The sequence below is a fragment of the Ligilactobacillus sp. ESL1201 genome (assembly GCF_058503265.1).
The window spans coordinates 940,598-963,951 of the sequence record NZ_CP196362.1; the positions used below are offsets into that span (position 1 = coordinate 940,598).

Consider the following 23,354-nt stretch of genomic DNA (forward strand, 5'->3'; position numbering starts at 1 on the left):
TAATTAGCAAAATAAGGGGAGTTGGGGCAAGTTGTGCCCCGGCTCCTTTTGACAAATAGGAGTAGAATATGAATGTAGAACACTTATCGCAAAGGCTGAGTTGTATAGCGAGTTATGTTCCTCAAGGAGCCAGGTTGGCTGACATCGGCTCCGATCACGGTTATTTGCCGGCTTATTTGCTGACGACCGGGGTGATCGAATTTGCACTGGCCGGTGAAGTAGCAAAGGGGCCATACCTCAATGCAGTTAGCGTGATCCAAAAACAACAGTTGGCGGGACGGATGGAGGCACGCTTAGCCGATGGTTTAGCCGCAATCAAACCCGCCGATAGGATCGATACGATCGCGATCTGTGGAATGGGGGGGCCGTTGATCCGTGATATTTTAGCGCAAGGAGACTTGAGTACCCACCCGCTATTGTTATTACAACCAAACGTCAGGGCGGATGCGGTCCGCGGTTTTTTGGACGAACACGGTTACCAGATCACGGCCGAAAATATTTTAAGTGAAGACGGACACATCTATGAGATCATCGTTGCTAATTTTTTGCCGCATCCTAAATTAACGGCACAAGAGATTTTATTTGGCCCGTTTTTACTGCGCGCTAAAAACGCTGCTTTTAGGCAAAAATGGCAAACAGAAATTGCGCGTAAACAAAAAATACTGCGCTCTTTGGCCAAAACGAATGCGCAAGAAAAAGTTGCACAGATAAAACGGCAGATCGCACAGATCGAGGAGGTTTTATGATGACTACCGTAAATGACGTAGTTACTAAATTTGAAGAGTTTGCCCCGCAGTGGTTAGCCGAAAAAGGTGATCCGATCGGCTTGCAGTTGGGAGCACTAGACCGTCCGGTACACAAGATCTTAGTTACCTTAGACGTCAGGCCCGCGGTGGTCCAAGAAGCAATTGCTTTAAACGTAGACATGATCTTTGCCCACCATCCCATCATGTTTCACCCGGTCAAAAGTTTTGATTTAAACGTCCCCCAAAACCGGATGTACGAACAGATCATTAAACACGACATAACGGTTTATGCCGCACATACTAATTTGGATAACGCTAATGGGGGAATGAACGATTGGCTAGCTAGTGCCTTAAAATTGGGAAAAACGGTACCGCTGTTAGGACCGTATGAACCCGGAAATTACGGGATGGGCCGGGTCGGCGAGTTGCCCCAAGAAATGACGGTCCAAGAAGCGGTCTCTTTATGCAAAGAGACATTTCGGTTGCAACACTTCCGGGTGATCAGTTCAGAGCTCAACCAGCCGGTTAACAGGGTAGCGATTTTAGGCGGTAGTGGTGGCCGTTTTTACCCGCAAGCAGTGGCTAAAAACGCAGACCTTTACTTGACCGGAGACGTTAGTTATCACACTGCCCACGATATGTTGGCGGCCGGATTACACGTTTTTGACTTGGGCCACCATATTGAAGCAATTTGTATTCCTGAATTACAACGCAAGCTAGTGGCTTGGCAAAAACAAGAACACTGGGACGTTACGGTAATAGCCTCTCAAGTTAATACTGAGCCATTTACTTTTGTTTAATACGGATTTTAAGTCAGTGGAGGAATAAATGGATAATGAAAAGTTAACGACCGCCGTGCAAGAGGCGTTAGGTCAAGCACAGCAGATCGCGATCACTAGAAAACACCAAGAAATCGAGTGCGCGCACCTCTTTAAATTTTTAGTACAGCCCGGAGAGCTAGCTAACGACATTTACCAGCAAGCTGGAGTTGACGTTGCACAGTTTGAACACAAAATTGACCAACAATTAGACCAAATCGCGGTCGTGCAGGGGCAAAATGTCGCTTACGGCCAAACGATCGGTCGTAATTTATTAGAGTTATTGCAACAAGCCGAGCAGGTGCGCCAGAAGCTGGGTGATGAATTTATTGCGTTAGATACGTTGTTGCTAGCGTTGATGAATTTAGAGTTCAACCCCTTGACCGTCAGTTTGACCGAGCAGGGGTTAACGACCGCTAAATTGCAAGCAGTGGTTGAAAAAACACGAGGAGGAGAACACGTGACTTCAAAGGAACAAGAAAAGCAATACAAGGCATTAGAAAAATACGGTATTGATTTGGTCAAAGAGGTACGTGCGGGCAAACAAGATCCAATCATCGGCAGGGACGAAGAAATTCGCGATGTGATCCGCATTTTGTCGCGGAAAACTAAAAACAATCCCGTTTTACTAGGAGAACCAGGGGTAGGTAAAACGGCGATCGTCGAAGGCTTAGCCCAACGGATCGTTCGCAAAGACGTGCCCGATAACCTTAAAGATAAAACGATTTTTTCTTTGGATATGGGTTCACTGATCGCTGGGGCCAAGTATCGCGGTGAATTTGAAGAGCGACTAAAAGCGGTGTTAAAAGAAGTTACTAAAAGTAACGGTCAGATCATCTTATTTATCGATGAGATCCATACCATTGTCGGTGCGGGTAAGACTGAGGGCAGCATGGATGCGGGCAACTTGTTGAAACCAATGCTTGCGCGCGGTGAATTACATTTGATCGGGGCTACGACGCTAGACGAATACCGCGAGAATTTGGAAAAAGATAAGGCGTTAGAGCGGCGTTTTCAAAAGGTGATGGTCAAAGAGCCGACGGTGGCTGATACGATCGCCATTTTACGGGGATTAAAGGAAAAATACGAGATCCATCATGGGGTACGGATCCACGATAACGCGCTGGTCGCCGCAGCTACGCTTTCGGACCGCTACATTACCGATCGCTATTTGCCTGACAAAGCAATCGACCTAGTGGATGAAGCCTGTGCCGAAATTCGGGTAGAAATGAATTCAGTCCCTAACGAATTAGACCAGGTCAACCGGGCGGTGATGCGGCTGGAAGTTGAAGAGGCCGCACTAAAAAAGGAAACGGACGAGGCTTCGCAAAAACGGCTGAAAGAACTTCAGGCTCAGTTGGTTGACGAACACGAAAAAGAACAACAGTTAAAGACACGCTGGGAAGCCGAAAAGGAAGATATCCAAAAGGTCAGCGCTAAAAAATCTGAAATAGATGCGGCCAAACACGAGTTAGAGGAGGCTGAAAACCAATATGACTTGGAAAAGGCCGCTAAGTTACAGCATGGAACGATCCCCCAATTGGAAAAAGAACTGGCGGAACTCGAAAAAAGCGACCGGCCGGATGATTGGCTAGTGGAAGAATCGGTAACTGAAAACGAAATTGCGGCGGTGGTGAGTCGTTTGACCAGCATTCCTGTCGCTAAATTGGTGGAAGGCGAACGCCAAAAGCTGTTGCACTTAGCGGATAGTTTACACCAACGAGTGATCGGCCAAGACGAGGCGGTCACGGCGGTTTCCGATGCGGTTTTACGTTCCAGAGCGGGGCTGCAAGATCCCTCTAAGCCGCTGGGCTCGTTTATGTTTTTAGGACCTACTGGTGTGGGTAAGACCGAGTTAGCCAAGGCTTTAGCGGAAAACTTATTTGACTCGCAAAAACACATGGTCAGGATCGACATGAGCGAATACATGGAAAAGGCTTCGGTGTCACGGCTGGTCGGCGCGGCTCCGGGCTATATCGGTTACGAAGAAGGCGGGCAGTTGACTGAAGCGGTGCGCCGTAACCCGTACACGATCATTTTGCTAGACGAAGTCGAAAAAGCCCATCCCGATGTTTTCAATATTTTACTGCAAGTCTTAGACGACGGCCGTCTGACTGATGGGCAGGGTCGGACGGTTGATTTTAAAAACACGATCTTGATCATGACATCTAATTTAGGTTCCAGTATTTTACTGGATGAAGTCGCTCAGAGCGGTAAGATCTCCCAGGAAACTCACGATAAGGTTTTGAAATTAGCGCAGGAACACTTTAAGCCAGAATTTTTGAACCGGATCGACGATATCATTATGTTTACCCCGCTAACGCTTGCGGCTACTAAACAGATCGTGGATAAGTTTGTTTCCCAGTTGTCGGCACGGTTAGCCGACCAAGAAATCAGCTTGAAATTAGACGATCAGGCTAAAGAATTATTGGCTCAGCGCGGTTATGATCCTGCTTATGGTGCGCGACCGTTACAGCGGTTGATCACCGAACAGGTAGAAACGCCACTGGCAAAAGAGATCATTGCGGGTAAGGTTTTACCGCATTCACAAGTTGAGATCAGCGTAGGCAACCAGCAAAATTTGGTATTTAATACGCACACTGAAGAGTAAAGATAAAAAAAGCTGCCGCGGCAGCTTTTTTATTTGTTAAAAATTAAGTTGTGACATGCTTAGACTATCATTTTGCAGTCTTGTTTTTACATCTCAGTTACTGCTTATTGCTTGTTATTATTAGGTGCTTTGACCATTGGACTGAGACAGTTGACTACGACTAAGCCCCCGATCGCGGGTAATACGATACTGTAAACGAGGTTAAACGCCGTGCCAGTTAGTGCCGAAGCGATATAACCTAAAACCAAGCCGTAAATGATACTCCAAAAAATGGTAGTTAATTGTTTTGCCATTGCTAACACCTCTTATCTCCTGTAGTTTAGCACAAAATAGTAACAGTCGCTAGATTTGATTTGCTAAATTTCGGGGGAAAGCTAGTATAATAAAAAGGTAAATTACGAATCAAGTGTAAAGAAGGTGTCGGACTTGTTTAGTCCCCTACAAGTCATTAGCTGCTATAGTTTATTGCAAAGTCCGCTAAAGATCACAAAATACGTTCAGGCCGCAAGCAAGATGGGCTACCAGGCACTGGCGTTAACGGACATCAACGTGTTGTACGGAATTTTAGATTTCTACCACGCTTGTCACCGTTATCACATTAAGCCCTTACTGGGATTAACGCTTCAATTACAAGAGCAAAACGACATCATCGTTATTGCCAAAAATGAACAGGGTTATCACAACTTACTCAAACTCTCGAGTCTGAAAATGACCAGTTTAAACGTGAGTGAACGGGAATTATCTTTAGCCGAGGTGGCGCCATATCTATCTTCTTTAATCGTGATTACCCCGGCAACTAATAGTTTGGTTGTAACTGCTATTCAAAACGGGCAAGTTGAGCTGGCAGTTTCTTGGCTAACGGAATGGCAAAAAAAAGTGGCTGCCAATAGCTTGTACGTCGGGGTTGCACCCGCAATGTCCGATCAGGTGATCGTCAGTTTGCGCAAATTAACGCAAAAATTAGCCGTGCCGGTAGTGGCTTGTAGTCCAGTTAGGTACCTAGAGGCTAAGCAGCATTTTAGCGCAACGGTGTTAATGGCGATCGGCAACGGGGAAAAACTGACTGCTGCGCAGTTGGAAAACCCGCGGCAAGGCGCGAATTTTTTGCGCACTCCCCAAGAGTTTGCGACGTTATACCAAGATTCCGGCTTATATGATGCCTACCAAAACGTGGCTCAATTAGTCGCACAGTGTGAGGTTCAGCTGACTTTTGCTAAAACGCGTTTGCCGCATTTTAAAACGCCTGCTGGGTTGGATTCACAACAATACCTGACACAATTATGCGAACAGGGCTTGGCTCAACGGTTGGCAGCGGCTACTAAAAAACACCCGGAAGTAGATTATCAGTCACGGTTAAACCACGAATTAGCCGTGATTTCTCGGATGGGGTTTGCCGATTATTTTTTGATCGTATGGGACGTGACCAATTTTGCGCACCAAAATCAGATCCTAATTGGACCCGGACGGGGTTCTGCCGCCGGTTCTTTGGTGTCTTATACCTTATTTATCACGGACGTCGACCCGTTGGAATACCAGTTGCTATTCGAGCGTTTTTTAAACGAAGAGCGCGCGCAGATGCCCGACATTGACCTGGATATTCCCGACTTAAAACGTAGTCGGGTGATCGAATACGTGCACCAAAAATACGGCGACCAAAAAATGGCGCAGATCATTACCTTTGGCACCTTAGCGGCTAAACAAGCACTGCGTGATGTGGGACGGGTCTTTGGCTTAGGTAGCTACGAGATGAGTGAATGGAGCCAGGCGATCCCACGCGTGCTGCATATTTCGTTGACAGAAGCTTACCAGCAGTCTGCGCGGTTGCGGGGGTTAGTGCAACAGTCGGCTAAAAACCAATTATTATTTAAAACGGCACTGGCATTAGAGGGCTTGCCTCGTCATTATTCCACCCACGCCGCCGGGGTGATCTTAAGCGAGCAAGTGTTAAGCGACGTGGTCCCGGTTCAACTAGGCGGCGACGGGATCTTGTTGACCCAATTTGCCAAAAAACAGGCAGAAGAAGTTGGACTACTAAAAATCGATTTTTTGGGTTTGCGTAACCTAACGATCTTAGAAAATGCCTTACGGTTGGTAAAAATCGGCTATCAGCAACGCTTTTCTTTACCGGATATTAAGCTAACGGACCGACAGACCTTAGAATTATTTCGGCGGGCCGATACTAACGGGATCTTTCAGTTCGAATCGGCGGGGATCAAAAACGTGTTACGTAAACTAGTACCGACCGATTTTGAAGATATTGTGGCGGTCAACGCCTTGTATCGTCCGGGACCATTGCAAAATATCCCAGAATTTATCGCTCGTAAGCACGGACTAAAGCCGATCGTTTACCCCGATCAGGCGCTGTTGCCGCTCCTAAAACCAACTTATGGCATTATCGTTTACCAAGAGCAAGTCATGCAAGTAGCGGCTGTGATGGGGGGCTTTTCTTTAGGCCAAGCCGATTTATTGCGGCAGGCGATGAGTAAAAAAGAACACGATGTGATCGCCCAGATGCGGGCTAAATTTATTGCAGGAGCTCAGAAAAAAGGGTTTAGCGTTCAGGTTGCCACTAAAGTTTATCAGTATATCAGTAAGTTTGGTGATTACGGCTTTAACCGGTCGCACGCGGTGGCGTATTCCAAAATGGCGTTTGAGCTAGCCTACATCAAAGCTCATTACCCCGCGGCTTTTTACGCATCACTGTTAAATTCGGTGATCGGTGCGGCCGCTAAGACTAAAACTTATTTGATGGAAGCTAAAAAGCGGCATTTGACCATTCACGGACCCAATATTAACGTCAGTCAAACGTATTTTACCCTCAAAAAACAAGAGATCTACTTTGGCTTGGGCAGCATCAAGGGTGTCCGGCGTAACTTGATCCAAGAGATTTTAAGTAATAGAAAACAAGACGGACGTTTTAGTAGTCTGGAGGATTTCTTAGGGCGAATAGAGTTGGTAACTGCGGACGTGATGGAAGCGTTGATCTATAGCGGGGCGTTTGATGAACTGGTTTCTTCACGCGCCGTTGCATTAGCCCAATTTCCGGTGATCATGGATAACTTGAAGTTTAGTGGCGGAGATGCAGGCTTGTTGGAATTATTAACGCCCAAAAAAATGCCGGCAGTCACGCCGCTTAGTTTGGCTCAACGATTACAAAAAGAGGAATACTATTTAGGTGCATACTTGTCGGGACATCCGGTCGAAAAGTATACCGAAGTCGGTGAGATCTACCGTACCCAAAAGATCGCGCAATTGCAGTTTCCTCAAAACGCAAAAGTGTTGGTGTATGTGCGTAAGGTAAAGGTGATCCGCACCAAAAAAGGTGAACAAATGGCGTTTGTTTCCACTAGCGATGAGACGGGGGAATTAGAGATCACGGTTTTTCCCCGCTGTTTTAAGCAAATTCAATCGTTATTAGTCGTCGGTGAGATCTTACTAGTCAGTGGTAAAACCGAAAAAGATTTATCGCTGATTGCTCAGCAGGTCACAGCCGCCGCCGAATTGACCGGTTGCTATTTTTTGAAGCTAGACGCCCAAACGACACTAGCTACCAAGCAAAAATTGAAAAAAGTCTTGCTTGATTTTCATGGAAAACTGCCGGTGATTATTTTCGACGCGGGAACGGACCAAAAAAAAGTCTTGCCGCGTAATTTATGGTTGAGCGCTGGGACGGGGACCGAACAGGCTTTAGCTAATTTGTTAGGAAAAGCGAACGTGGTGTTAAAATCATGAAATCAATTATGAAAATAATAGTCGATATTGCGATTTATTTTGAAAATAAACAAGACAATTAGTAATAAACGTGATATTATGAACGTTGGAGAATGTAGATAATTTTAAACAATTTAACATGGGGTGGAAGCATGAAACGGATTGGTATCTTAACAAGTGGTGGAGATTCTCAAGGAATGAACGCTGCCGTGCGGGCCGTAGCGCGTTCTGCAATGTCTGCAGGCTTGGAAGCTTATGGCATTAGTTATGGCTTTAAGGGTTTGGTAGAAGGTAACATTGCCTTATTAGACAACCAAAAGTTAGACGGGATCATCAACCGGGGCGGTACCGTCTTGTACTCGGCTCGTTTTCCGGAATTTGCCGAAAAAGAATATCAGTTAAAAGGTATCGAAGTCTTGAAAAAGTTTGGGATCGACGCTTTGGTAGTGATTGGCGGCGACGGTTCTTATCACGGAGCTGAGCGTTTGACCCAACACGGCTTTAATTCGATCGGTATTCCAGGAACCATCGATAACGATATTCCGGGAACCGACTTTACGATCGGCTTTGATACTGCCGTTAACGTAGCACTCGATGCGTTAGACCGGATCAATGACACTGCAACTTCGCACGACCGGGTTTTTGTCGTGGAAGTGATGGGTCGTGGAGCGGGTGACATTGCTTTGTGGTCTGGGATCGCCGCTGGTGCAGATGAGATCGTGATCCCCGAACGTCCTTGTGACATCCAAAAAGTAGCTGCTAAGTTACTGGAGAACCGAGAACATGGCCGTAAGCACGGTTTGATCGTCTTAGCCGAAGGAGTAATGTCGGCACAAAAATTCAAAGAAGAATTAGACAACTACGGTCATTTTGATAGCCGGGCAGTAACGTTGGCCCACGTTCAACGGGGGGGTCAGCCCACTGCTAAAGACCGGGTCTTAGCTAGCCGTTTTGGTGATTATGCTGTTAAATTATTGCTGGAAGGCAAAGGCGGACTGGCGATCGGAATTAGGGATAATCAGTTAGTAGCTACGGATATTATTGAAACCCTAGAAAAACATCAACATCACACTGATGTTGCTTTAAAGGATTTGAATGATCGTATCAGGTTTTAATTAGTTAATAAATAACCCCTTGGCTGTAAGAACCCGCCATGAAAGTAGTTGGGAACTAATAGAGACTTTCAAAAGTGCAGCTTAAAGAAGAGATGGACAGTTCTGAAATCAATATTTAAAGGAGCGTTTTTTCACGATGAAAAGAACCAAAATTGTCAGTACATTAGGACCAGCAAGTAATGACGTCGAAACAATTTCACAATTGATCCAAGCTGGTGCCAATGTTTTTCGTTTTAATTTTTCTCACGGTGATCATGAGGAACATTTATCACGGATGAACATGGTGCGTGAAGCCGAAAAAAAGACCGGCAAAACTGTTGGTATCATGTTAGATACCAAGGGTGCTGAGATCCGGACGACCGTGCAAGAAGGCGGCAAGTTTGAGGCTCATAAGGGAGAAAAGATCCGGATTTCGATGGACGATACTTTAACGGGTAACCCGCAAAAGATCGCCGTTACCTACCCGGGATTATTCGACGATACTAAAGTCGACGGTCACGTGCTGATCGACGATGGGTTGGTCGATTTAAAGATCATTGAAAAAGACGAAGCGGCCCGTGAATTAGTAACTGTAGTCCAAAATGATGGCATCATTGGTTCTCGTAAAGGCGTTAATGCTCCGGGCGTTGAGATCCGCTTGCCAGGGATCACTCAAAAAGATACTGATGATATTAACTTTGGTTTGGATCATGAAATCAACTTCATTTCCGCAAGTTTTGTTCGTAAGGCGCAAGATGTTTTGGACATTCGCGAATTACTAGAAGCTAAACACATGGAACACGTGCAGATCTTCCCGAAGATCGAATCCCAAGAAGGAATCGATAATATCGACTCGATCTTAAAAGTTTCCGACGGTTTGATGGTCGCTCGTGGCGATATGGGTGTTGAAATTCCGTTTGAAAACGTACCGTTTGTCCAAAAAGCACTGATCAAAAAATGTAACGCTTTAGGTAAACCAGTTATTACCGCTACACAGATGTTAGATTCGATGCAAGAAAATCCCCGCCCGACTCGTGCGGAAGTAACTGACGTTGCTAACGCCGTTTTGGATGGGACCGACGCAACGATGCTTTCCGGTGAAAGTGCAAACGGCGATTATCCGGTACAAGCTGTTGCTGCCATGAACCGGATCGACCTGAAGACTCAGTACCAATTGGATAGCGTTAATACTTTGGCTAGCCAACGTTTCGCTGCTTATAAGGGTTCTAACGCTACCGAAGCAATTGGTGAATCCGTTGTTCGAACTGCTGAAGAATTAGGAATCAAAGCCATCGTAACGGCTACTAACTCTGGTTATACCGCCCGGATGATCTCCAAGTATCGTCCAAGTGCCGAAATTTTGGCAATTACCTTTGACGAACGGACACAGCGTGGTTTGACGATCAACTGGGGTGTTGATCCGATCGTTGCTCAAAAACCGGAAAATACCGATGAAATGTTTGACCTCGCAACCCGCAAAGCACAGGAATTGGGTTATGCTAAGGAAGGCGACTTGATTTTGATCGTCGCAGGTGTGCCGGTCGGTGAAAGTGGTACTACTAACTTGATGAAGATCCAACTGATCGGTTCTAAAGCAGTCGAAGGCCAAGGTGTTGGTGAAGAAACTGTAATCGGCAAGGCTGCCGTTGCTACTTCTGCCCAAGAAGCACAACAAAAAGTAACTAAGGGTTGCATTTTAGTAACCAAGAATACTGACAAAGAATACTTGCCAGCAATTAAAGACGCCGCTGCTTTGGTAGTTGAAAATGGTGGTTTAACGTCACATGCTGCGGTTGTAGGAGTTTCGCTAGGAATTCCGGTGATCGTTGGTGCTCACAACGCAACAACTGCAATCAAAGATGGCGAAGTGATCACGATCGATGCTCGCAGAGGAATCGTGTACCACGGTGCTTCTAATTCGATCTAATGGTTTACTTGCTGTAGTTAATTAAAAAATAAAAAGGGGCTGGGACAAAAATTTTGTCCTAGTCTTTTTTGCGCTGACGTAAACTATGTTTAGCTGATACCAGTCAGTAGCAATAATTTGCGCGGTTAGTTTCTTTTAATTACGGTCATAATCTTGTACAATGAATAATTAGGTATATGAGGTGAAAAAATGGAAAGTTGGTTATTTTTATTATTAGTTTTAGTGGTAGCTCTATTAGGAAAAAATACTTCTTTGTTGATCGCTACTGGTGTTGTCATGTTACTAAAGCTGTTACCAGTGACCGCCAGTTTACTGCCGACTATTCAGAGTAAGGGGATCAATTGGGGTGTGACCGTGATCTCGGTGGCGATCTTAGTGCCGATCGCGACAGGAGAAATTAAGTTCAGCGACTTACTGACAGTTTTTAAGTCTCCTGCTGGCTGGATCGCAATTGCTTGTGGTATCTTGGTCGCAATTTTGTCCCGTTATGGGGTCGCACAGCTGGCTGCTTCTCCGCAAGTGACGGTGGCATTAGTGTTCGGCACTATTGTTGGGGTAGTATTTTTGCACGGGATCGCAGCTGGTCCGGTGATCGCTAGTGGGATCACGTATTGCATCGTGTCACTATTAGGATTGACTTTTAAATAAAACAGCGTATTTTGCGTGATGAGGAGTAAAACGATGAAAAAAGATGTGATGGGGCGCGTAGTAACTGCTACGATCACCGATGAAAACGAGCAGTATTTTTACGCACAGGTCGCGGGTGTGACCTTGCAACTAGCTAAAACTGAAGTAGCGACTAAACTAGTAAACGGACAACAGGTGACCGGTTTTGTCTATGAAAACGAGCGGCATCACGTGCAACTGACGACCAAGATCCCGGATAGTAGGTACGGTCATTACGCGTGGGGCACCGTGGTTTCAGTCCAGCGTAACCTAGGTGTTTTTATCGATATTGGTCTGGCTAATAAGGATCTGGCATTGTCCTTGGATGATTTACCGGAACTACCAGCACTATGGCCTAAACGCGGCGACCGGTTATTGGTGGGCATGAAAGTGGATCATCACGGACGCTTGTGGGCCGATCTAGCCACGGAAGAAATGATCAGGGGCGTTAGTCAAAAGGCAGGCACGCAAATGAAAAATCAAGACGTTTCCTGTGTGGTTTATCGCCTGAAAAAAGCGGGAACGCGGGTGTTGACCAAAGATTATTGCTTAGGATTCATTCACCCTTCCCAACGCCAAGAAGAACCACGCTTAGGGCAAGTATTGGCGGCACGCGTGATCGGCGTTAAAGAAGACGGGACGCTCAATTTATCGTTGAAACCACGGGCTTACGAAGCAATCGGTGACGATGCGCAGATGATCTTAGCGGCGCTTCAGCACACGGCGGGCAAACTAGCATTATCGGATAAAAGTACGCCTAGTGAGATCAACGCCTATTTCGGGATCAGCAAGGGGCAGTTTAAACGGGCATTAGGACACCTGTTAAAAGCAGGGGCTGTTGTGCAAAAAGACGGGCAGATCTGGCTGAATGAGTAGTAGGGGGAAACAGTGTGGACTGGCAAAAAGAAATGGCGGTGATCGACCAGCGAATGCGGCAGGCGGGATTTAAGTTAACGTCGCAACGCCAGGCAATCGTTAGGTTACTACTGCAGCATCACCAAGAACACCTTTCGGCCGAAGAAGTTTACCTGCTGTTGTTAAAACAGACCGCTAAGATCGGGTTGGCAACGGTTTACCGGACGTTAGAAATGTTGGTCGAATTAAAGATCGTCACGCGCGTTTCGTTTGAAGACGGCATAGTGCGCTACGATCTACGGACCGGGGATGCGAAACATTTTCACCACCACTTATTATGTATGAAATGCGGCAAAACGACGGAGATCACAACCGATCTGTTGGTGGACGTAGAAAAACAAGTTGAAAAGCAGTATCATTTTGTGGTCAGCGATCACCGGTTAACTTTTATCGGGATCTGTGCTGCTTGTCAGCAAAAGAAAAGCGGTGAGTCGTAACGGAAAATTTGGTGCAAGACTACTTACACTATTTAACGGTCGAACGCGGCTTGTCTGCTAATACTGTTAAGAGTTATGGCAATGACTTAGAGCAGTTTATCCGTTACTTACAAAACCACAAGATCACCAGCTTTAAAGACGTTACCCGTCAGGTGATCACGACTTATTTACAACAAGAAACGCTCCAGCATAAAGCCAACGCGACGATCGTGCACAGTGTGACGTCGTTACGGCGTTTTTTTAAGTATTTAATTAATGAAAAGCTGGTCACGCAAGATCCGTTGGCGCTGATCGATACGCCCAAACAACGCCAAACTTTGCCGGAAGTACTGTCTACTGAAGAAGTGGATCAGTTGTTGCAAGCACCCAACACGGCCCAAGACCTGGGTTTGCGCGACCGGGCTTTGCTGGAATTAATGTACGCCACGGGTTTACGGGTCAGTGAGGTCACGGCACTCAAATTAACGGACCTGCATTTAAGCATGGGCTTGTTACAAACGCTAGGCAAGGGGCAAAAAGAACGGATCATTCCGATCGGAGATACTGCGATCAAGTGGGTCACCGAGTATTTGGACCGGGCACGTCCCCGTTTGATCCGGCGTCCCAATCAGTACTTGTTTGTTAATTTTCACGGGCAAAAACTGACGAGGCAAGGGGTCTGGAAAAACTTAAAACAGCTGGCGCGTAAGGCGGGGATCACGAAAAATATCACTCCCCATACGCTACGCCATTCGTTTGCCACGCATATCTTAGAAAACGGGGCCGACTTACGGATCGTGCAGGAATTATTGGGGCACGCGGATATTTCTACGACTCAGATCTACACGCATTTATCCAAACGTCATTTAAGTGCAGTCTATAATAAGACTCATCCACGGGCCTGATTTGTTTTCGGACTTGAAATATGATAACCTAACGGGTATTAAGAAAAGATGGCCAAGGGGGGTCAAGATGCTTTATAAATATAAACAAGGTTACCAAAAAATTGCGATGGGTTTACTTTCGTTTATTCCGAGTTTAAAAGAAGTGGCGCGCTTATCAGAAGAGATCAACGCTTATCTGACCCAAGAGCAGCGTAATTTATACCTCTGGAAAAACGAAAATGGTGACTTTGTGGGGATCATCGGTGTGGAAGTCGGCGACAGCGTAGTACTCGTGCGCCACATTGCGGTGACGCCCCAAGAACGTCAGACGGGTGTGAGTTATCAGATGCTGACGGCTTTAGCACAGCATTATCCCGCACATAAAATTATGGGTAGTTATCAAATAGCCCCGCTGATTGCGAAATGGGAAAAAGCAAATGGCAAATGAAGATGAGGTGTTGACCTTTAAAGTCGCTGATTTTGAAGGCCCACTGGACTTATTACTACACCTAATCAAAGAAAATAAAATGGATATTTACGATATTCCGATGGCTAAAATTACTTCTCAGTATCTGGATCATCTGCACCATATGAAGCAGATGAAGCTTAATATTGCTGGGGAGTATTTTGTTACGGCTGCGTTATTGTTGAATATTAAAAGCCAAATGTTGCTGCCGCGTACCGCTGATGAGCAACAGGTGGAACAAGAAGATCCCAGAGCCGACCTGGTCGAACAGTTGCTGACCTATCAAAAGGTGCAAACGGCGGCCCAAGAGCTACGGGTCAAACATGAGCAACGTGCTTTACAGGTTTCGCGCCAGCAAGCCCAGATCCCGGCCGACGTGCCGCAGGTCAAATTAAAGCCGCTGGCTGCTGGCTCTTTAGTGTTGCGACAGGCATATTTAGGCTTATTGGTGCGGCAAAAAACCACGGCGCAAGTCCCCCGGTTGGTTCAAGCTGAGCGCTACTTGGTCAAAGATCAGATCCCCCGGTTATACCGCAGGGTCGTTAGTGCCAGTGAGCCGGTCGTCTTTACCGAGTTGTTTACTGACGGAGTCGAACAGGAATTAGTAGTTACTACTTTTTTAGCACTGTTGGAACTCAGTAAACAGCATAAGGTAAAAGTCAGACAGGCACGGGTTTTAGGGCCGATCAAAATCGTTAACGGAGAAAAATAATGTTATCCAATCAAATCAAAATAGAAGCACTGTTATTTGTCAGCGGGGACACGGGGTTAACTGCTACGCAACTTGCCCAGTTGTGTGGTTTAATGAAACCGGCGGTCGTAGAACAGTTAACGCGTCTACAAAATAAGTATCAGGCCGATAATAGCTGTAGTTTTGAATTGTTAAAGACGGGCGAATACTATAAATTAGCGACTAAAAAGAGTTTAGCGGCGGTAGTCCAAAACTTTTTTACTACGCCGGAACTGACCTTGTCGCCCCAAGCGCTGGAAACAGTAGCGCTCGTTGCTTATCACCAGCCGATCACTCGCGTCGAGATCGAAGAAATTAGGGGCGTAAATTCCAGCTCGATGCTGCAAAAGCTGCTAACGCTAGGCTTGATCGCGGAAAAGGGGCGTTCTCAGGCTACCGGTTCACCGATTTTATACGGTACGACTGCCGGTTTTTTAGATTATTTTGGTTTAGCAAGCTTAGAAGAATTACCGTCCGTTGAACAACAAGAAGAAAAACAGTCCCCGGACTTACTGGAATTATTCGAAAAGACGGTAACACCAAATGATGAGGAGAAACAAGATGGCTGAAAGATTACAAAAAACGCTGGCAAATGCGGGAGTTGCTTCCCGGCGGGCAAGTGAAAAGATAATTAGTGCTGGTCGCGTGAAAGTCAATGGGCAAGTGATCACTACGTTAGGGTATAAGGTAGACCCGCAAGCCGTGATCGAAGTCGATGGTAAATTACTTGCTCCGGCAGATGAACTAGTTTATTACCTGTTTTATAAACCGCGCGGGGTCATTTCTGCGGCTAAGGATGATAAAAAGCGCAAGGTAGTGACCGATTATTTTAGCGAGATCGACCAAAGAGTTTATCCCGTCGGTCGCTTAGATTATGATACTTCGGGTCTGTTATTAGTTACTAACGACGGCAAACTAGCTAATTACCTGATGCACCCGCGCTATCACGTCAATAAAACGTACGTTGCTAAGGTCAAAGGTATTCCGACGGTCAAAGAACTACAGGCGTTACGCGGTGGTGTCAAGTTAGACGAACAGCACAAAAGCGCACCGGCAAAGGCCAAGTTATTATCCAGCGACCACCAAAAAAAGACGGCGGTAGTTTCGTTAACGATCCACGAAGGACGCAATCATCAGGTTAAAAAGATGTTACAGGCCGTCGGACATTCGGTACTCAAATTAAAACGCGAGTCGTATGCTTTTTTGAATTTGGCCGGCTTAACTTCCGGAGATTACCGCAAACTAACGCGGCGAGAAGTGGCACAGCTATACGAGCTGGCCGAGAAAAATTCCCGGTAAGAGCGGATGAAGTTACAAGCTGCTTTTTACTGGTTACTCTTTTTTTCACCCCAGCAACCCCGGCGCAGCGCGGTGATCCGTCAGTTAGTGACTAAAAAATTGTCGAGCTCGACTCTTTTTTGGGGAATGCGTTACGATTTATTGCGTTATATTAACGTTTATCCCCAGCTACAGCGCGCAACCTTTGAACAGCAACTTGCTTTTCTAGTGCACCAAGGGCTACTGACGGGTACCAAGGAGTTATCGTTGACCGTCCGAGGACAAGAGGTGCGCCAGCAATTGCTCACCACGCACCAAACGTTGAAAGCTCCCGAGCTCTTCGGTGTTTTTGACATGACTGCTGTGCAAGAGCTCTGGTTTTTATTGGTGCAGGTAGCTTCCGAAGCCAGTTATCATAACAGTAATTATTATGTTGTTACGGACCGCTTGAAACTACAGTTAATGGTCAAACAGTGGGTCAAAAAATACGGCTTGGTGCGGTTACAAAACGAATTATGGCAAACGTTAAGTACTTTTTTAGCGCAAGAAACTCCCGCAGTTGCTTGGGCGTGGTGTTCGCGCTTAGCCGGTCACTATCAAGTGCCACTGACATTAGAGCAGGTGGCTGCTCACGTTTCGTCTTTGGTCACAGAAGTGCAGGTCAGTAATGCAGACCTGTGTAGTCGCTTAACGGCCAAGGTATGGCAACAAAAAGGGCCGTTGGCGAGTTTATTTGCTTCGTTGCGGGTGCCTAATCGGTTGTTAGACGATAGTGTAGCGGCACTGCGAGTCGTTAAACAGACTGGTTCGTTAACTAAGAGTGCCCGGTATTTTAAGATCAAAATCAGTACGCTAAAAGAACACTTATTAAACGCGGCGATGATCAGTGCCGATTTTCCCTTCTCTTCTTTTATCGCACCTCAATTAGAACAGCGGCTGCAACAATTACTGCCCGCTAGTATCGATCAGTGGGACTATCAGCAACTTTGTTTGCAGGCGCCGACGATTTCTTTTTTTGATTTTAGGCTATACGCAATTAAAAGGAGTTGGCAAGAACTTGATCAGCGAACAGCGACTTTACCAATTTTTAAGGCAGCACTATCACCTACAGGACTTTCGGCCGGGACAAAAAGAAGTGATCCAAAATCTACTGGCCGCTAAATCAACGGTAGCGATCTTACCGACCGGCGCAGGGAAGACTCTGTGTTATTTGTTTGTAGGCCAAATATTGCGCTGCCCGGTCCTGTTAGTTTCGCCCCTAGTTTCTTTGATGCAAGACCAAGTTTCACGGCTGCGCTTGCGAGGAGAAACGCGGGTCGTGGCGTTGAATTCGAGTTTAACTTTTGGCGAAAAACAACAGGTACTGGCTAATTTAGGGCAGTATCGTTTTGTTTATGTCGCTCCCGAAATGCTGCAAAAAAAGGAAGTTTTGGCGCGCTTACAGACCGTTTCTTGGGGATTGTTAGTAGTTGACGAAGCCCATTGTATCTCGACTTGGGGGCCCGATTTTCGGCCGGCTTACCTTCGTTTGGGCACTTTTCGCCAGCAGTTGAATGCTCCTTTGACGCTAGCTTTGACCGCCACGGCTACTGAACAGGTGACAAAAGACATTACGACTTCGTTACGGCTGCCTGCTGATACCCGGATTGTCCGGCGTTCCGTCGACCGACCTAATATTTTTTTAGCGGTTGATCAGTTAGCCTCCACGCAGCAAAAAGATGAGCGGTTATTGGAATTAGTCACTCGTTTTGGGGGACCGGGGTTAATTTATTTTTCCAGTAAAAAAAAGTGTGGCGAGTTGGCCGCTTTTTTACGCCAACAAACTAATTTACGCGTTGCCGTTTACCATGCGGATCTACCGGTCAGCGAACGTTTTGCCGTGCAACAGCAGTTTTTAGCCGGGCAATTGGACGTCATTTGTGCTACGAATGCGTTTGGGATGGGGATCGACAAGGCCGATATTCGTTATGTGCTCCACTATCATTTACCCCAAAGTATTGAAAATTACCTGCAAGAAATCGGGCGTGCGGGTCGTGACGGCAAGCAAAGCGTCGCCGTTTTGTTATATTGTGACCAAGACTTACAGTTGCAAGAAAATCTAGCGCTCCTCGATTTGCCGACCAGCCAAGAATTAAAAGTCTACGAACAAACGCCGTCCTTGTTGACTACGATGGAACAACAGCCCAGTGTCGCGTTAATCAACCGCTACTTACAGCTGGGTTTTTCGTTTGCACAGATAGAAAATTTGACGCAACAGCGCCGCCAAGAAAAGCAGCTTGCCTTGGCAAAGGTGAAAGAATACGTGACTTTGACCACTTGCTTGCGCCAGTTTTTGTTGGAGTATTTCGGGGAAAAAAAGCAGGCGCGCAAGAATTGTTGTCAAAACGACGGTTCGCTTGCCGACGTAGCACTTATGCGGTCTGTGAACCGCAAACAAGGAGATGTGACCGAGTTGGATTACCAGCAGTTGTTGGCACGCTTATTTAATCGCAAATGAAAAGGCTTGGTTTACTAGTAGTCTATTTTGCCGGGGATATGGTAGAATAAAAGCACAGTTTTGAGGAGGTCTATTTGATGAATATGAAAAAGGATCACACTAAAAAGCCATGGGAGACGACGTTTGAAAACGAAAAAGACGACGCGGGCAATTATTCACGAACGGTTTCACGCAATAATAATAAGAATAATACGGTGTTGACGACTTCACTACTGGTGATTTTTTTGGTGATCGTAGTCGGTACGATCGCGCTATACTTCGTTTCGCAAAAAACGGCGCATAAGTCGTTGAATAATAACGGCCAAGTCGAAACGGTCAATACCACGAAAACAAAAAAGTCAGCGTCAGCCGCCTCAAAAAAGCCAGCTAAAAAGCGGCAAGTACATAAGGCTAAGACTGCCGCTAAGCCAACGAAAAAGGCGAGCCGCCCGCAGGAGCAAAATAACAACGATAATGACGCTCAAACACAAACTGACCAACAGGCAGATAACGCTACGACCGGGCAGCAAGAACAAGCGCAACCAGAACAGCCGCAACAATCCCAGGAAAATGAAAGTGCGGCTTACGCGACTGTTGGTGCTGGTCAGGGAATGTATCGGGTAGCCGTCAATAATGGACTGACAGTAGCACGCTTATTGCAGTTAAATCCGACTTTGAGTCAGTCCACGACGTTAACGCCAGGACAACGGATTCGCATTAGGTAATAATAAGATAATTAAGGGGAATTGAAATGACACGAGGCAAACAAATTGCAATCGACGGACCGGCTTCGGCAGGCAAAAGTACGGTGGCTAAGATCGTCGCGCAAAAATTAAATTACATTTACTGTGACACCGGAGCGATGTACCGGGCCGTAACTTACTTAGCGTTACAACAACAGCTTGAACTGGCGCGCGATGACGCGTATTCCGAGTTACTGGCTAATTTAGTGTTGGAATTTGAGCCGGCGGTTCCCCAACAAAAGGTACTGGTCAACGGCCAAGACGTGACGCAGATCATCCGGCAACCGGAGGTCACTAATTACGTTTCGGTGGTTTCTGCGCAAAAAAGTGTCCGGGCTAAAATGACTGCGCAACAACGCCAGATCGCCACTGCGGGGGGGATCGTCATGGACGGCCGGGACATCGGTACGACCGTGTTGCCCCACGCAGATGTCAAAATTTTTCTGGTGGCCAGCGTACATGAGCGGGCCGTGCGGCGTTACCGGGAGAACTTAACTAAGCAGATCACCACGCCGTTAAACGAACTAGAAGAACAGATCGCGCACAGAGACTACTTAGATTCTCACCGGGAACTATCGCCACTGGTGCAGGCGCCGGATGCAATCAGGCTCGATACCACTAAACTAACGATCGAGCAAGTAGTGGAGCAAATTTTAAAAATCGTAGCAAAACGCGAAAATTAACAAAATTTACTGGTAATTTTGTTAAAAATCAGTTAAGATGTAAACTAGAGTTAGTCGTTAAGGAGGACATAGTCCATGAGTGAATCAGAAAACAAGGATTTATTAGAAGCATTGGATAGCGTTAAGACCGTTAAAATTGGCGATGTAGTCAAGGGTGAGGTTTTAGCTTTAGACGATGCCAAACAGGTAATTGTAGGAATTGAAGGCGCTGGCGTCGAAGGTGTTGTTCCAGCCCGGGAATTGAGTATGAAACCAGAAGAGGTAGCCGATAACGTTAAAGTCGGTGACATGCTTGATTTGGTCGTAATTTCTAAAATTGGTTCGGATAAAGAAGGCGGCAGCTTTTTGTTGTCTCAGCGGCGGCTTGAAGCTCGTAAAGTCTGGGACGAGATCGAAGAGAAGTTCAAGTCAGGCGAACACTTAACGGCCACTGTTACCCAAGTTGTTAAGGGTGGCTTAGTAGTTGATGTCGGTGTTCGTGGCTTTATTCCTGCTTCTATGGTTTCTGATCACTTTGTGGAAGATTTAAACCAGTTTAAGGGTCAAGAATTAGAATTGCAGATCATTGAGATCGAACCGAGCGAAAACCGGTTGATTTTATCGCACAAAGAAATTGCTAAGGCTCAACGTGCCGCTAAACGCCAAGAAGTCATGGCTCAGTTAGTAGCTGGCGACGTGGTAACTGGTAAGGTAGCGCGGTTAACTAATTTTGGTGCCTTCGTCGATCTAGGCGGTGTGGACGGTTTGGTTCATGTTTCTGAGATCTCTTACGAACGCGTAGGTAAGCCATCTGACGTACTTAAGGTGGGCCAAGAAGTGCAAGTTAAGATCTTATCCGTCGATCCTGACCGGGAGCGGATTTCCTTGTCGATCAAACAAACTTTGCCAGAGCCATGGGATGGTATCACCGAAAAAGTGGCTGTTGGTGACGTGATCGAAGGAACGGTCAAACGTTTGACTAGCTTCGGCGCTTTCGTCGAAGTCTTTCCTGGTGTCGAAGGTTTAGTGCATATTTCACAGATTTCGCACAAACATATTGCAACGCCTAATGAAGTCTTGACTTCTGGTGAAAAAGTTCAAGCGAAGGTTTTGAGTGTAGACCCGGAAGCGCATCGTTTGGCATTATCAATCAAGGCTTTACAAGAAAAACCAGCCGCTGAAGTCAACGAGAAGCGGCAGAGTAAAGCAACGACGGACTTTCCTGCTGAGGAATCCGGCTTTACTTTAGGTGATATTGTTGGTAAAGATTTAAAGGGTTAATTTAACGTCAATTAAGCAAACCAGCTCAACGCATCATGGTGGGCTGGTTTTTTTGCTAGCAGGAGGAAATTAAAGTGAGTAATCCAGTAGTGGCAATCGTGGGGCGACCAAATGTCGGCAAGTCCACTTTATTTAACCGAATTGCTGGAGAGAAGATCTCGATCGTCGAAGATACTCCAGGGGTAACGCGAGACCGGATCTACGCCCAAGCACAGTGGCTGGGCCAAGAGTTTAGCCTAATAGATACCGGTGGGATCGAAATTAGTTCGGTACCTTTGCTGACTCAAATTAGGGCACAGGCTAAAATTGCGATGGATGAAGCCGATGTGATCGTGTTAGTCGTCAGCGTTAAACAGGGAGTGACTCAGGCCGACGAACAAGTCGCACAACTGCTTTATCAGACCAATAAACCGGTTTTGCTAGCAGTTAATATGGTCGATAATCCTGAGGCCCGAGCACAAATTTACGATTTTTATTCGTTAGGACTGGGAGATCCGTGGCCGGTTTCTAGCACTCACGGGATCGGTGTCGGTGATTTGTTGGATCAGGTCTGTCATCGCTTTCCCGCTAAACAAGAACAAGCAGCGGATGACTCGCTGAAGTTTAGTTTTATCGGCCGCCCGAACGTGGGTAAATCGTCACTAGTCAACGCTTTGTTGGGTGAGAAACGCGTGATTGTCTCGGACATGGAAGGCACAACTAGGGATGCGGTCGATACTAAATTTACGATCGATGACCAAAAATTCACCGTGATCGATACGGCCGGGATCAGAAAACGCGGCAAGGTTTACGAGAAAACGGAAAAATACGCGGTATTGCGCGCAATGAGGGCGATCGAACGCAGTGACGTGGTTTGTGTGGTACTCAACGCCCAAGAAGGGATCCGCGAGCAAGATAAGCACATTGCCGGTTACGCGCACGATGCGGGGCGGGGAGTGATCATTGTAGTTAATAAGTGGGATAGTTTGTCCAAAACTAACCATACTTTAGCTGATTTTACGACTGCTGTACGCCAGGAATTTCAGTATTTAAGCTACGCACCGCTGCTTTTTGTTTCCGCTAAAACGCACCAACGGTTAGAACAATTACCCGCCTTGGTCCAAAAGGTCAATCGCAATCACAAACGGCGGATCACTTCGTCCGTGCTAAACGATGTTTTGCTGGACGCATTAGCTCATAATCCGACCCCTAGTGATAACGGTAAACGCCTGAAAATCTATTACGGGACGCAAGTCGCCACTCAGCCGCCGACCTTTGTGTTATTCGTTAATGATCCGGATTTGATGCACTTTTCTTACGAACGTTTTTTGGAAAATCAACTCCGCTCGGCCTTTGATTTTAGCGGAACGCCCCTCAAATTAATTGAAAGGCGCAGAAAGTAAAAAAATTAAATTAAAAATGATTAAAGCGGCATAAAAACCTTGTTATATTAGGCTTGATGTGCTATCTTATTATGTGAACAGTGACTTGGGTCATTGTCAGGTTGGTCAAAGGTAGCCACCTCTTGGCTAACTGATTTCCTAATTTAGGAGGTGAAATAAATGGCAAATAAAGCAAAGTTAATTGAAACTGTTGCGGAAAAAACCGGTTTAACCAAAAAAGATGCAACTGTTGCAGTTGATGCAGTCTTCGATTCTATCCAAGAATTCTTGCAAGACGGCGAAAAAGTACAACTGATCGGCTTTGGTAATTTTGAGGTACGTCAGCGTGCTGCGCGTAAGGGACGTAACCCACAAACAGGTGCAGAAATTCAAATTCCAGCAAGTAAAGTGCCGGCCTTTAAACCAGGTAAAGCACTTAAGGATGCTGTTAAATAATTAAGTGTAAAAGCTAATAACTAGGAGTCAGGGCAATTTAATTTGTTCTGGCTCCTTTTATTATCTGGTATTATTTAGTGTGGTAAACAAACTACTGTTAAATTGGCGCTAAG

General features: G+C 46.2%; 22 protein-coding genes. 21 read left to right on the forward strand and 1 reads right to left on the reverse strand.

Features of this window, described 5'->3' with window-relative positions:
* Positions 1 to 68 precede the first annotated feature (68 nt).
* From ACSYSK_RS04815 to clpB, 3 genes are read left to right on the forward strand one after another with little or no spacing between them, the layout of a single operon-like run.
* Positions 69 to 746, forward strand: coding sequence for a tRNA (adenine(22)-N(1))-methyltransferase (locus ACSYSK_RS04815; RefSeq protein ID WP_491715770.1), 678 nt, complete (start codon positions 69 to 71; stop codon positions 744 to 746).
* Positions 746 to 1,546, forward strand: a complete 801-nt coding sequence (locus tag ACSYSK_RS04820; protein ID WP_491715862.1) for a Nif3-like dinuclear metal center hexameric protein — start codon at positions 746 to 748, stop codon at positions 1,544 to 1,546. Before ACSYSK_RS04815 ends, ACSYSK_RS04820 begins: the two co-directional genes overlap by 1 nt.
* A gap of 28 nt (positions 1,547 to 1,574) precedes the next feature.
* Complete coding sequence (clpB, locus tag ACSYSK_RS04825; RefSeq protein ID WP_491715771.1) at positions 1,575 to 4,175, forward strand: ATP-dependent chaperone ClpB; 2,601 nt, start codon at positions 1,575 to 1,577, stop codon at positions 4,173 to 4,175.
* Between the two features lie 104 nt (positions 4,176 to 4,279).
* Here clpB and ACSYSK_RS04830 read toward each other — a convergent pair whose 3' ends face one another.
* Positions 4,280 to 4,468: a YjzD family protein gene (locus tag ACSYSK_RS04830; protein WP_491715772.1), complete on the reverse strand. Its 189-nt coding sequence runs from the start codon at positions 4,466 to 4,468 to the stop codon at positions 4,280 to 4,282.
* 133 nt (positions 4,469 to 4,601) lie between these two features.
* Here ACSYSK_RS04830 and dnaE point away from each other — a divergent pair, with 133 nt between their 5' ends.
* The 18 genes from dnaE (at position 4,602) to ACSYSK_RS04920 (ending at position 23,241) form a co-directional block, all read left to right on the forward strand.
* Positions 4,602 to 7,907 carry a DNA polymerase III subunit alpha gene (gene dnaE / locus ACSYSK_RS04835; protein WP_491715773.1) on the forward strand — a complete coding sequence of 1,102 codons (3,306 nt, stop codon included), beginning with the start codon at positions 4,602 to 4,604 and terminating at the stop codon, positions 7,905 to 7,907.
* A 131-nt stretch (positions 7,908 to 8,038) separates the two neighbouring features.
* Positions 8,039 to 9,001, forward strand: coding sequence for a 6-phosphofructokinase (gene pfkA / locus ACSYSK_RS04840; RefSeq protein ID WP_491715774.1), 963 nt, complete (start codon positions 8,039 to 8,041; stop codon positions 8,999 to 9,001).
* 136 nt (positions 9,002 to 9,137) lie between these two features.
* Positions 9,138 to 10,907, forward strand: coding sequence for a pyruvate kinase (pyk, locus tag ACSYSK_RS04845; RefSeq protein WP_491715775.1), 1,770 nt, complete (start codon positions 9,138 to 9,140; stop codon positions 10,905 to 10,907).
* A gap of 189 nt (positions 10,908 to 11,096) precedes the next feature.
* The gene (locus tag ACSYSK_RS04850; RefSeq protein ID WP_491715776.1) at positions 11,097 to 11,555 is read left to right on the forward strand and encodes a DUF441 domain-containing protein; all 459 of its coding nucleotides are present in this window, start codon (positions 11,097 to 11,099) and stop codon (positions 11,553 to 11,555) included.
* A 33-nt stretch (positions 11,556 to 11,588) separates the two neighbouring features.
* On the forward strand, positions 11,589 to 12,449 hold the full coding sequence (locus ACSYSK_RS04855) for a CvfB family protein (protein WP_491715777.1): 861 nt from the start codon (positions 11,589 to 11,591) through the stop codon (positions 12,447 to 12,449).
* A gap of 32 nt (positions 12,450 to 12,481) precedes the next feature.
* A complete protein-coding gene (locus ACSYSK_RS04860; RefSeq protein WP_491715863.1) occupies positions 12,482 to 12,925 on the forward strand; it encodes a Fur family transcriptional regulator in 444 nt (147 codons plus the stop codon).
* Between the two features lie 8 nt (positions 12,926 to 12,933).
* Entirely contained in the window at positions 12,934 to 13,809 is an 876-nt protein-coding gene (gene xerD / locus ACSYSK_RS04865) for a site-specific tyrosine recombinase XerD (protein ID WP_491715778.1), read from the forward strand.
* 67 nt (positions 13,810 to 13,876) lie between these two features.
* Positions 13,877 to 14,236, forward strand: a complete 360-nt coding sequence (locus tag ACSYSK_RS04870) for a GNAT family N-acetyltransferase (protein ID WP_491715779.1) — start codon at positions 13,877 to 13,879, stop codon at positions 14,234 to 14,236.
* Positions 14,226 to 14,966 (forward strand): segregation and condensation protein A, encoded by a 741-nt coding sequence (locus tag ACSYSK_RS04875; protein ID WP_491715780.1) that lies wholly within the window; start codon positions 14,226 to 14,228, stop codon positions 14,964 to 14,966. Before ACSYSK_RS04870 ends, ACSYSK_RS04875 begins: the two co-directional genes overlap by 11 nt.
* Entirely contained in the window at positions 14,966 to 15,553 is a 588-nt protein-coding gene (gene scpB, locus ACSYSK_RS04880) for an SMC-Scp complex subunit ScpB (RefSeq protein ID WP_491715781.1), read from the forward strand. Before ACSYSK_RS04875 ends, scpB begins: the two co-directional genes overlap by 1 nt.
* Positions 15,546 to 16,283, forward strand: coding sequence for a pseudouridine synthase (locus tag ACSYSK_RS04885; RefSeq protein ID WP_491715782.1), 738 nt, complete (start codon positions 15,546 to 15,548; stop codon positions 16,281 to 16,283). The genes scpB and ACSYSK_RS04885 overlap by 8 nt, the downstream gene beginning before the upstream one ends.
* A gap of 6 nt (positions 16,284 to 16,289) precedes the next feature.
* Complete coding sequence (locus tag ACSYSK_RS04890) at positions 16,290 to 17,423, forward strand: YpbB family protein (RefSeq protein WP_491715783.1); 1,134 nt, start codon at positions 16,290 to 16,292, stop codon at positions 17,421 to 17,423.
* Positions 17,320 to 18,759, forward strand: a complete 1,440-nt coding sequence (locus ACSYSK_RS04895; protein ID WP_491715784.1) for a RecQ family ATP-dependent DNA helicase — start codon at positions 17,320 to 17,322, stop codon at positions 18,757 to 18,759. The genes ACSYSK_RS04890 and ACSYSK_RS04895 overlap by 104 nt, the downstream gene beginning before the upstream one ends.
* A gap of 77 nt (positions 18,760 to 18,836) precedes the next feature.
* Positions 18,837 to 19,463 (forward strand): SAG1386/EF1546 family surface-associated protein, encoded by a 627-nt coding sequence (locus ACSYSK_RS04900; RefSeq protein ID WP_491715785.1) that lies wholly within the window; start codon positions 18,837 to 18,839, stop codon positions 19,461 to 19,463.
* Positions 19,464 to 19,489: 26 nt separating this feature from the next.
* Positions 19,490 to 20,164 (forward strand): (d)CMP kinase, encoded by a 675-nt coding sequence (cmk, locus tag ACSYSK_RS04905; protein ID WP_491715786.1) that lies wholly within the window; start codon positions 19,490 to 19,492, stop codon positions 20,162 to 20,164.
* 75 nt (positions 20,165 to 20,239) lie between these two features.
* A complete protein-coding gene (gene rpsA, locus ACSYSK_RS04910; RefSeq protein WP_491715787.1) occupies positions 20,240 to 21,424 on the forward strand; it encodes a 30S ribosomal protein S1 in 1,185 nt (394 codons plus the stop codon).
* Between the two features lie 74 nt (positions 21,425 to 21,498).
* Positions 21,499 to 22,806 (forward strand): ribosome biogenesis GTPase Der, encoded by a 1,308-nt coding sequence (gene der / locus ACSYSK_RS04915; protein ID WP_491715788.1) that lies wholly within the window; start codon positions 21,499 to 21,501, stop codon positions 22,804 to 22,806.
* Between the two features lie 159 nt (positions 22,807 to 22,965).
* A complete protein-coding gene (locus ACSYSK_RS04920; RefSeq protein ID WP_491715789.1) occupies positions 22,966 to 23,241 on the forward strand; it encodes an HU family DNA-binding protein in 276 nt (91 codons plus the stop codon).
* The last annotated feature ends 113 nt before the right edge of the window (positions 23,242 to 23,354 follow it).

Coding starts and splice junctions, on each gene's coding strand:
- ACSYSK_RS04815 (WP_491715770.1), top strand. CDS start 69: ATGAATGTAGAACACTTATCGCAAAGGCTGAGTTGTATAGCGAGTTAT.
- ACSYSK_RS04820 (WP_491715862.1), top strand. CDS start 746: ATGACTACCGTAAATGACGTAGTTACTAAATTTGAAGAGTTTGCCCCG.
- clpB (WP_491715771.1), top strand. CDS start 1,575: ATGGATAATGAAAAGTTAACGACCGCCGTGCAAGAGGCGTTAGGTCAA.
- ACSYSK_RS04830 (WP_491715772.1), bottom strand. CDS start 4,468: ATGGCAAAACAATTAACTACCATTTTTTGGAGTATCATTTACGGCTTG.
- pfkA (WP_491715774.1), top strand. CDS start 8,039: ATGAAACGGATTGGTATCTTAACAAGTGGTGGAGATTCTCAAGGAATG.
- pyk (WP_491715775.1), top strand. CDS start 9,138: ATGAAAAGAACCAAAATTGTCAGTACATTAGGACCAGCAAGTAATGAC.
- ACSYSK_RS04850 (WP_491715776.1), top strand. CDS start 11,097: ATGGAAAGTTGGTTATTTTTATTATTAGTTTTAGTGGTAGCTCTATTA.
- ACSYSK_RS04855 (WP_491715777.1), top strand. CDS start 11,589: ATGAAAAAAGATGTGATGGGGCGCGTAGTAACTGCTACGATCACCGAT.
- ACSYSK_RS04860 (WP_491715863.1), top strand. CDS start 12,482: ATGGCGGTGATCGACCAGCGAATGCGGCAGGCGGGATTTAAGTTAACG.
- ACSYSK_RS04870 (WP_491715779.1), top strand. CDS start 13,877: ATGCTTTATAAATATAAACAAGGTTACCAAAAAATTGCGATGGGTTTA.
- ACSYSK_RS04875 (WP_491715780.1), top strand. CDS start 14,226: ATGGCAAATGAAGATGAGGTGTTGACCTTTAAAGTCGCTGATTTTGAA.
- scpB (WP_491715781.1), top strand. CDS start 14,966: ATGTTATCCAATCAAATCAAAATAGAAGCACTGTTATTTGTCAGCGGG.
- ACSYSK_RS04885 (WP_491715782.1), top strand. CDS start 15,546: ATGGCTGAAAGATTACAAAAAACGCTGGCAAATGCGGGAGTTGCTTCC.
- ACSYSK_RS04890 (WP_491715783.1), top strand. CDS start 16,290: ATGAAGTTACAAGCTGCTTTTTACTGGTTACTCTTTTTTTCACCCCAG.
- ACSYSK_RS04900 (WP_491715785.1), top strand. CDS start 18,837: ATGAATATGAAAAAGGATCACACTAAAAAGCCATGGGAGACGACGTTT.
- cmk (WP_491715786.1), top strand. CDS start 19,490: ATGACACGAGGCAAACAAATTGCAATCGACGGACCGGCTTCGGCAGGC.
- rpsA (WP_491715787.1), top strand. CDS start 20,240: ATGAGTGAATCAGAAAACAAGGATTTATTAGAAGCATTGGATAGCGTT.
- ACSYSK_RS04920 (WP_491715789.1), top strand. CDS start 22,966: ATGGCAAATAAAGCAAAGTTAATTGAAACTGTTGCGGAAAAAACCGGT.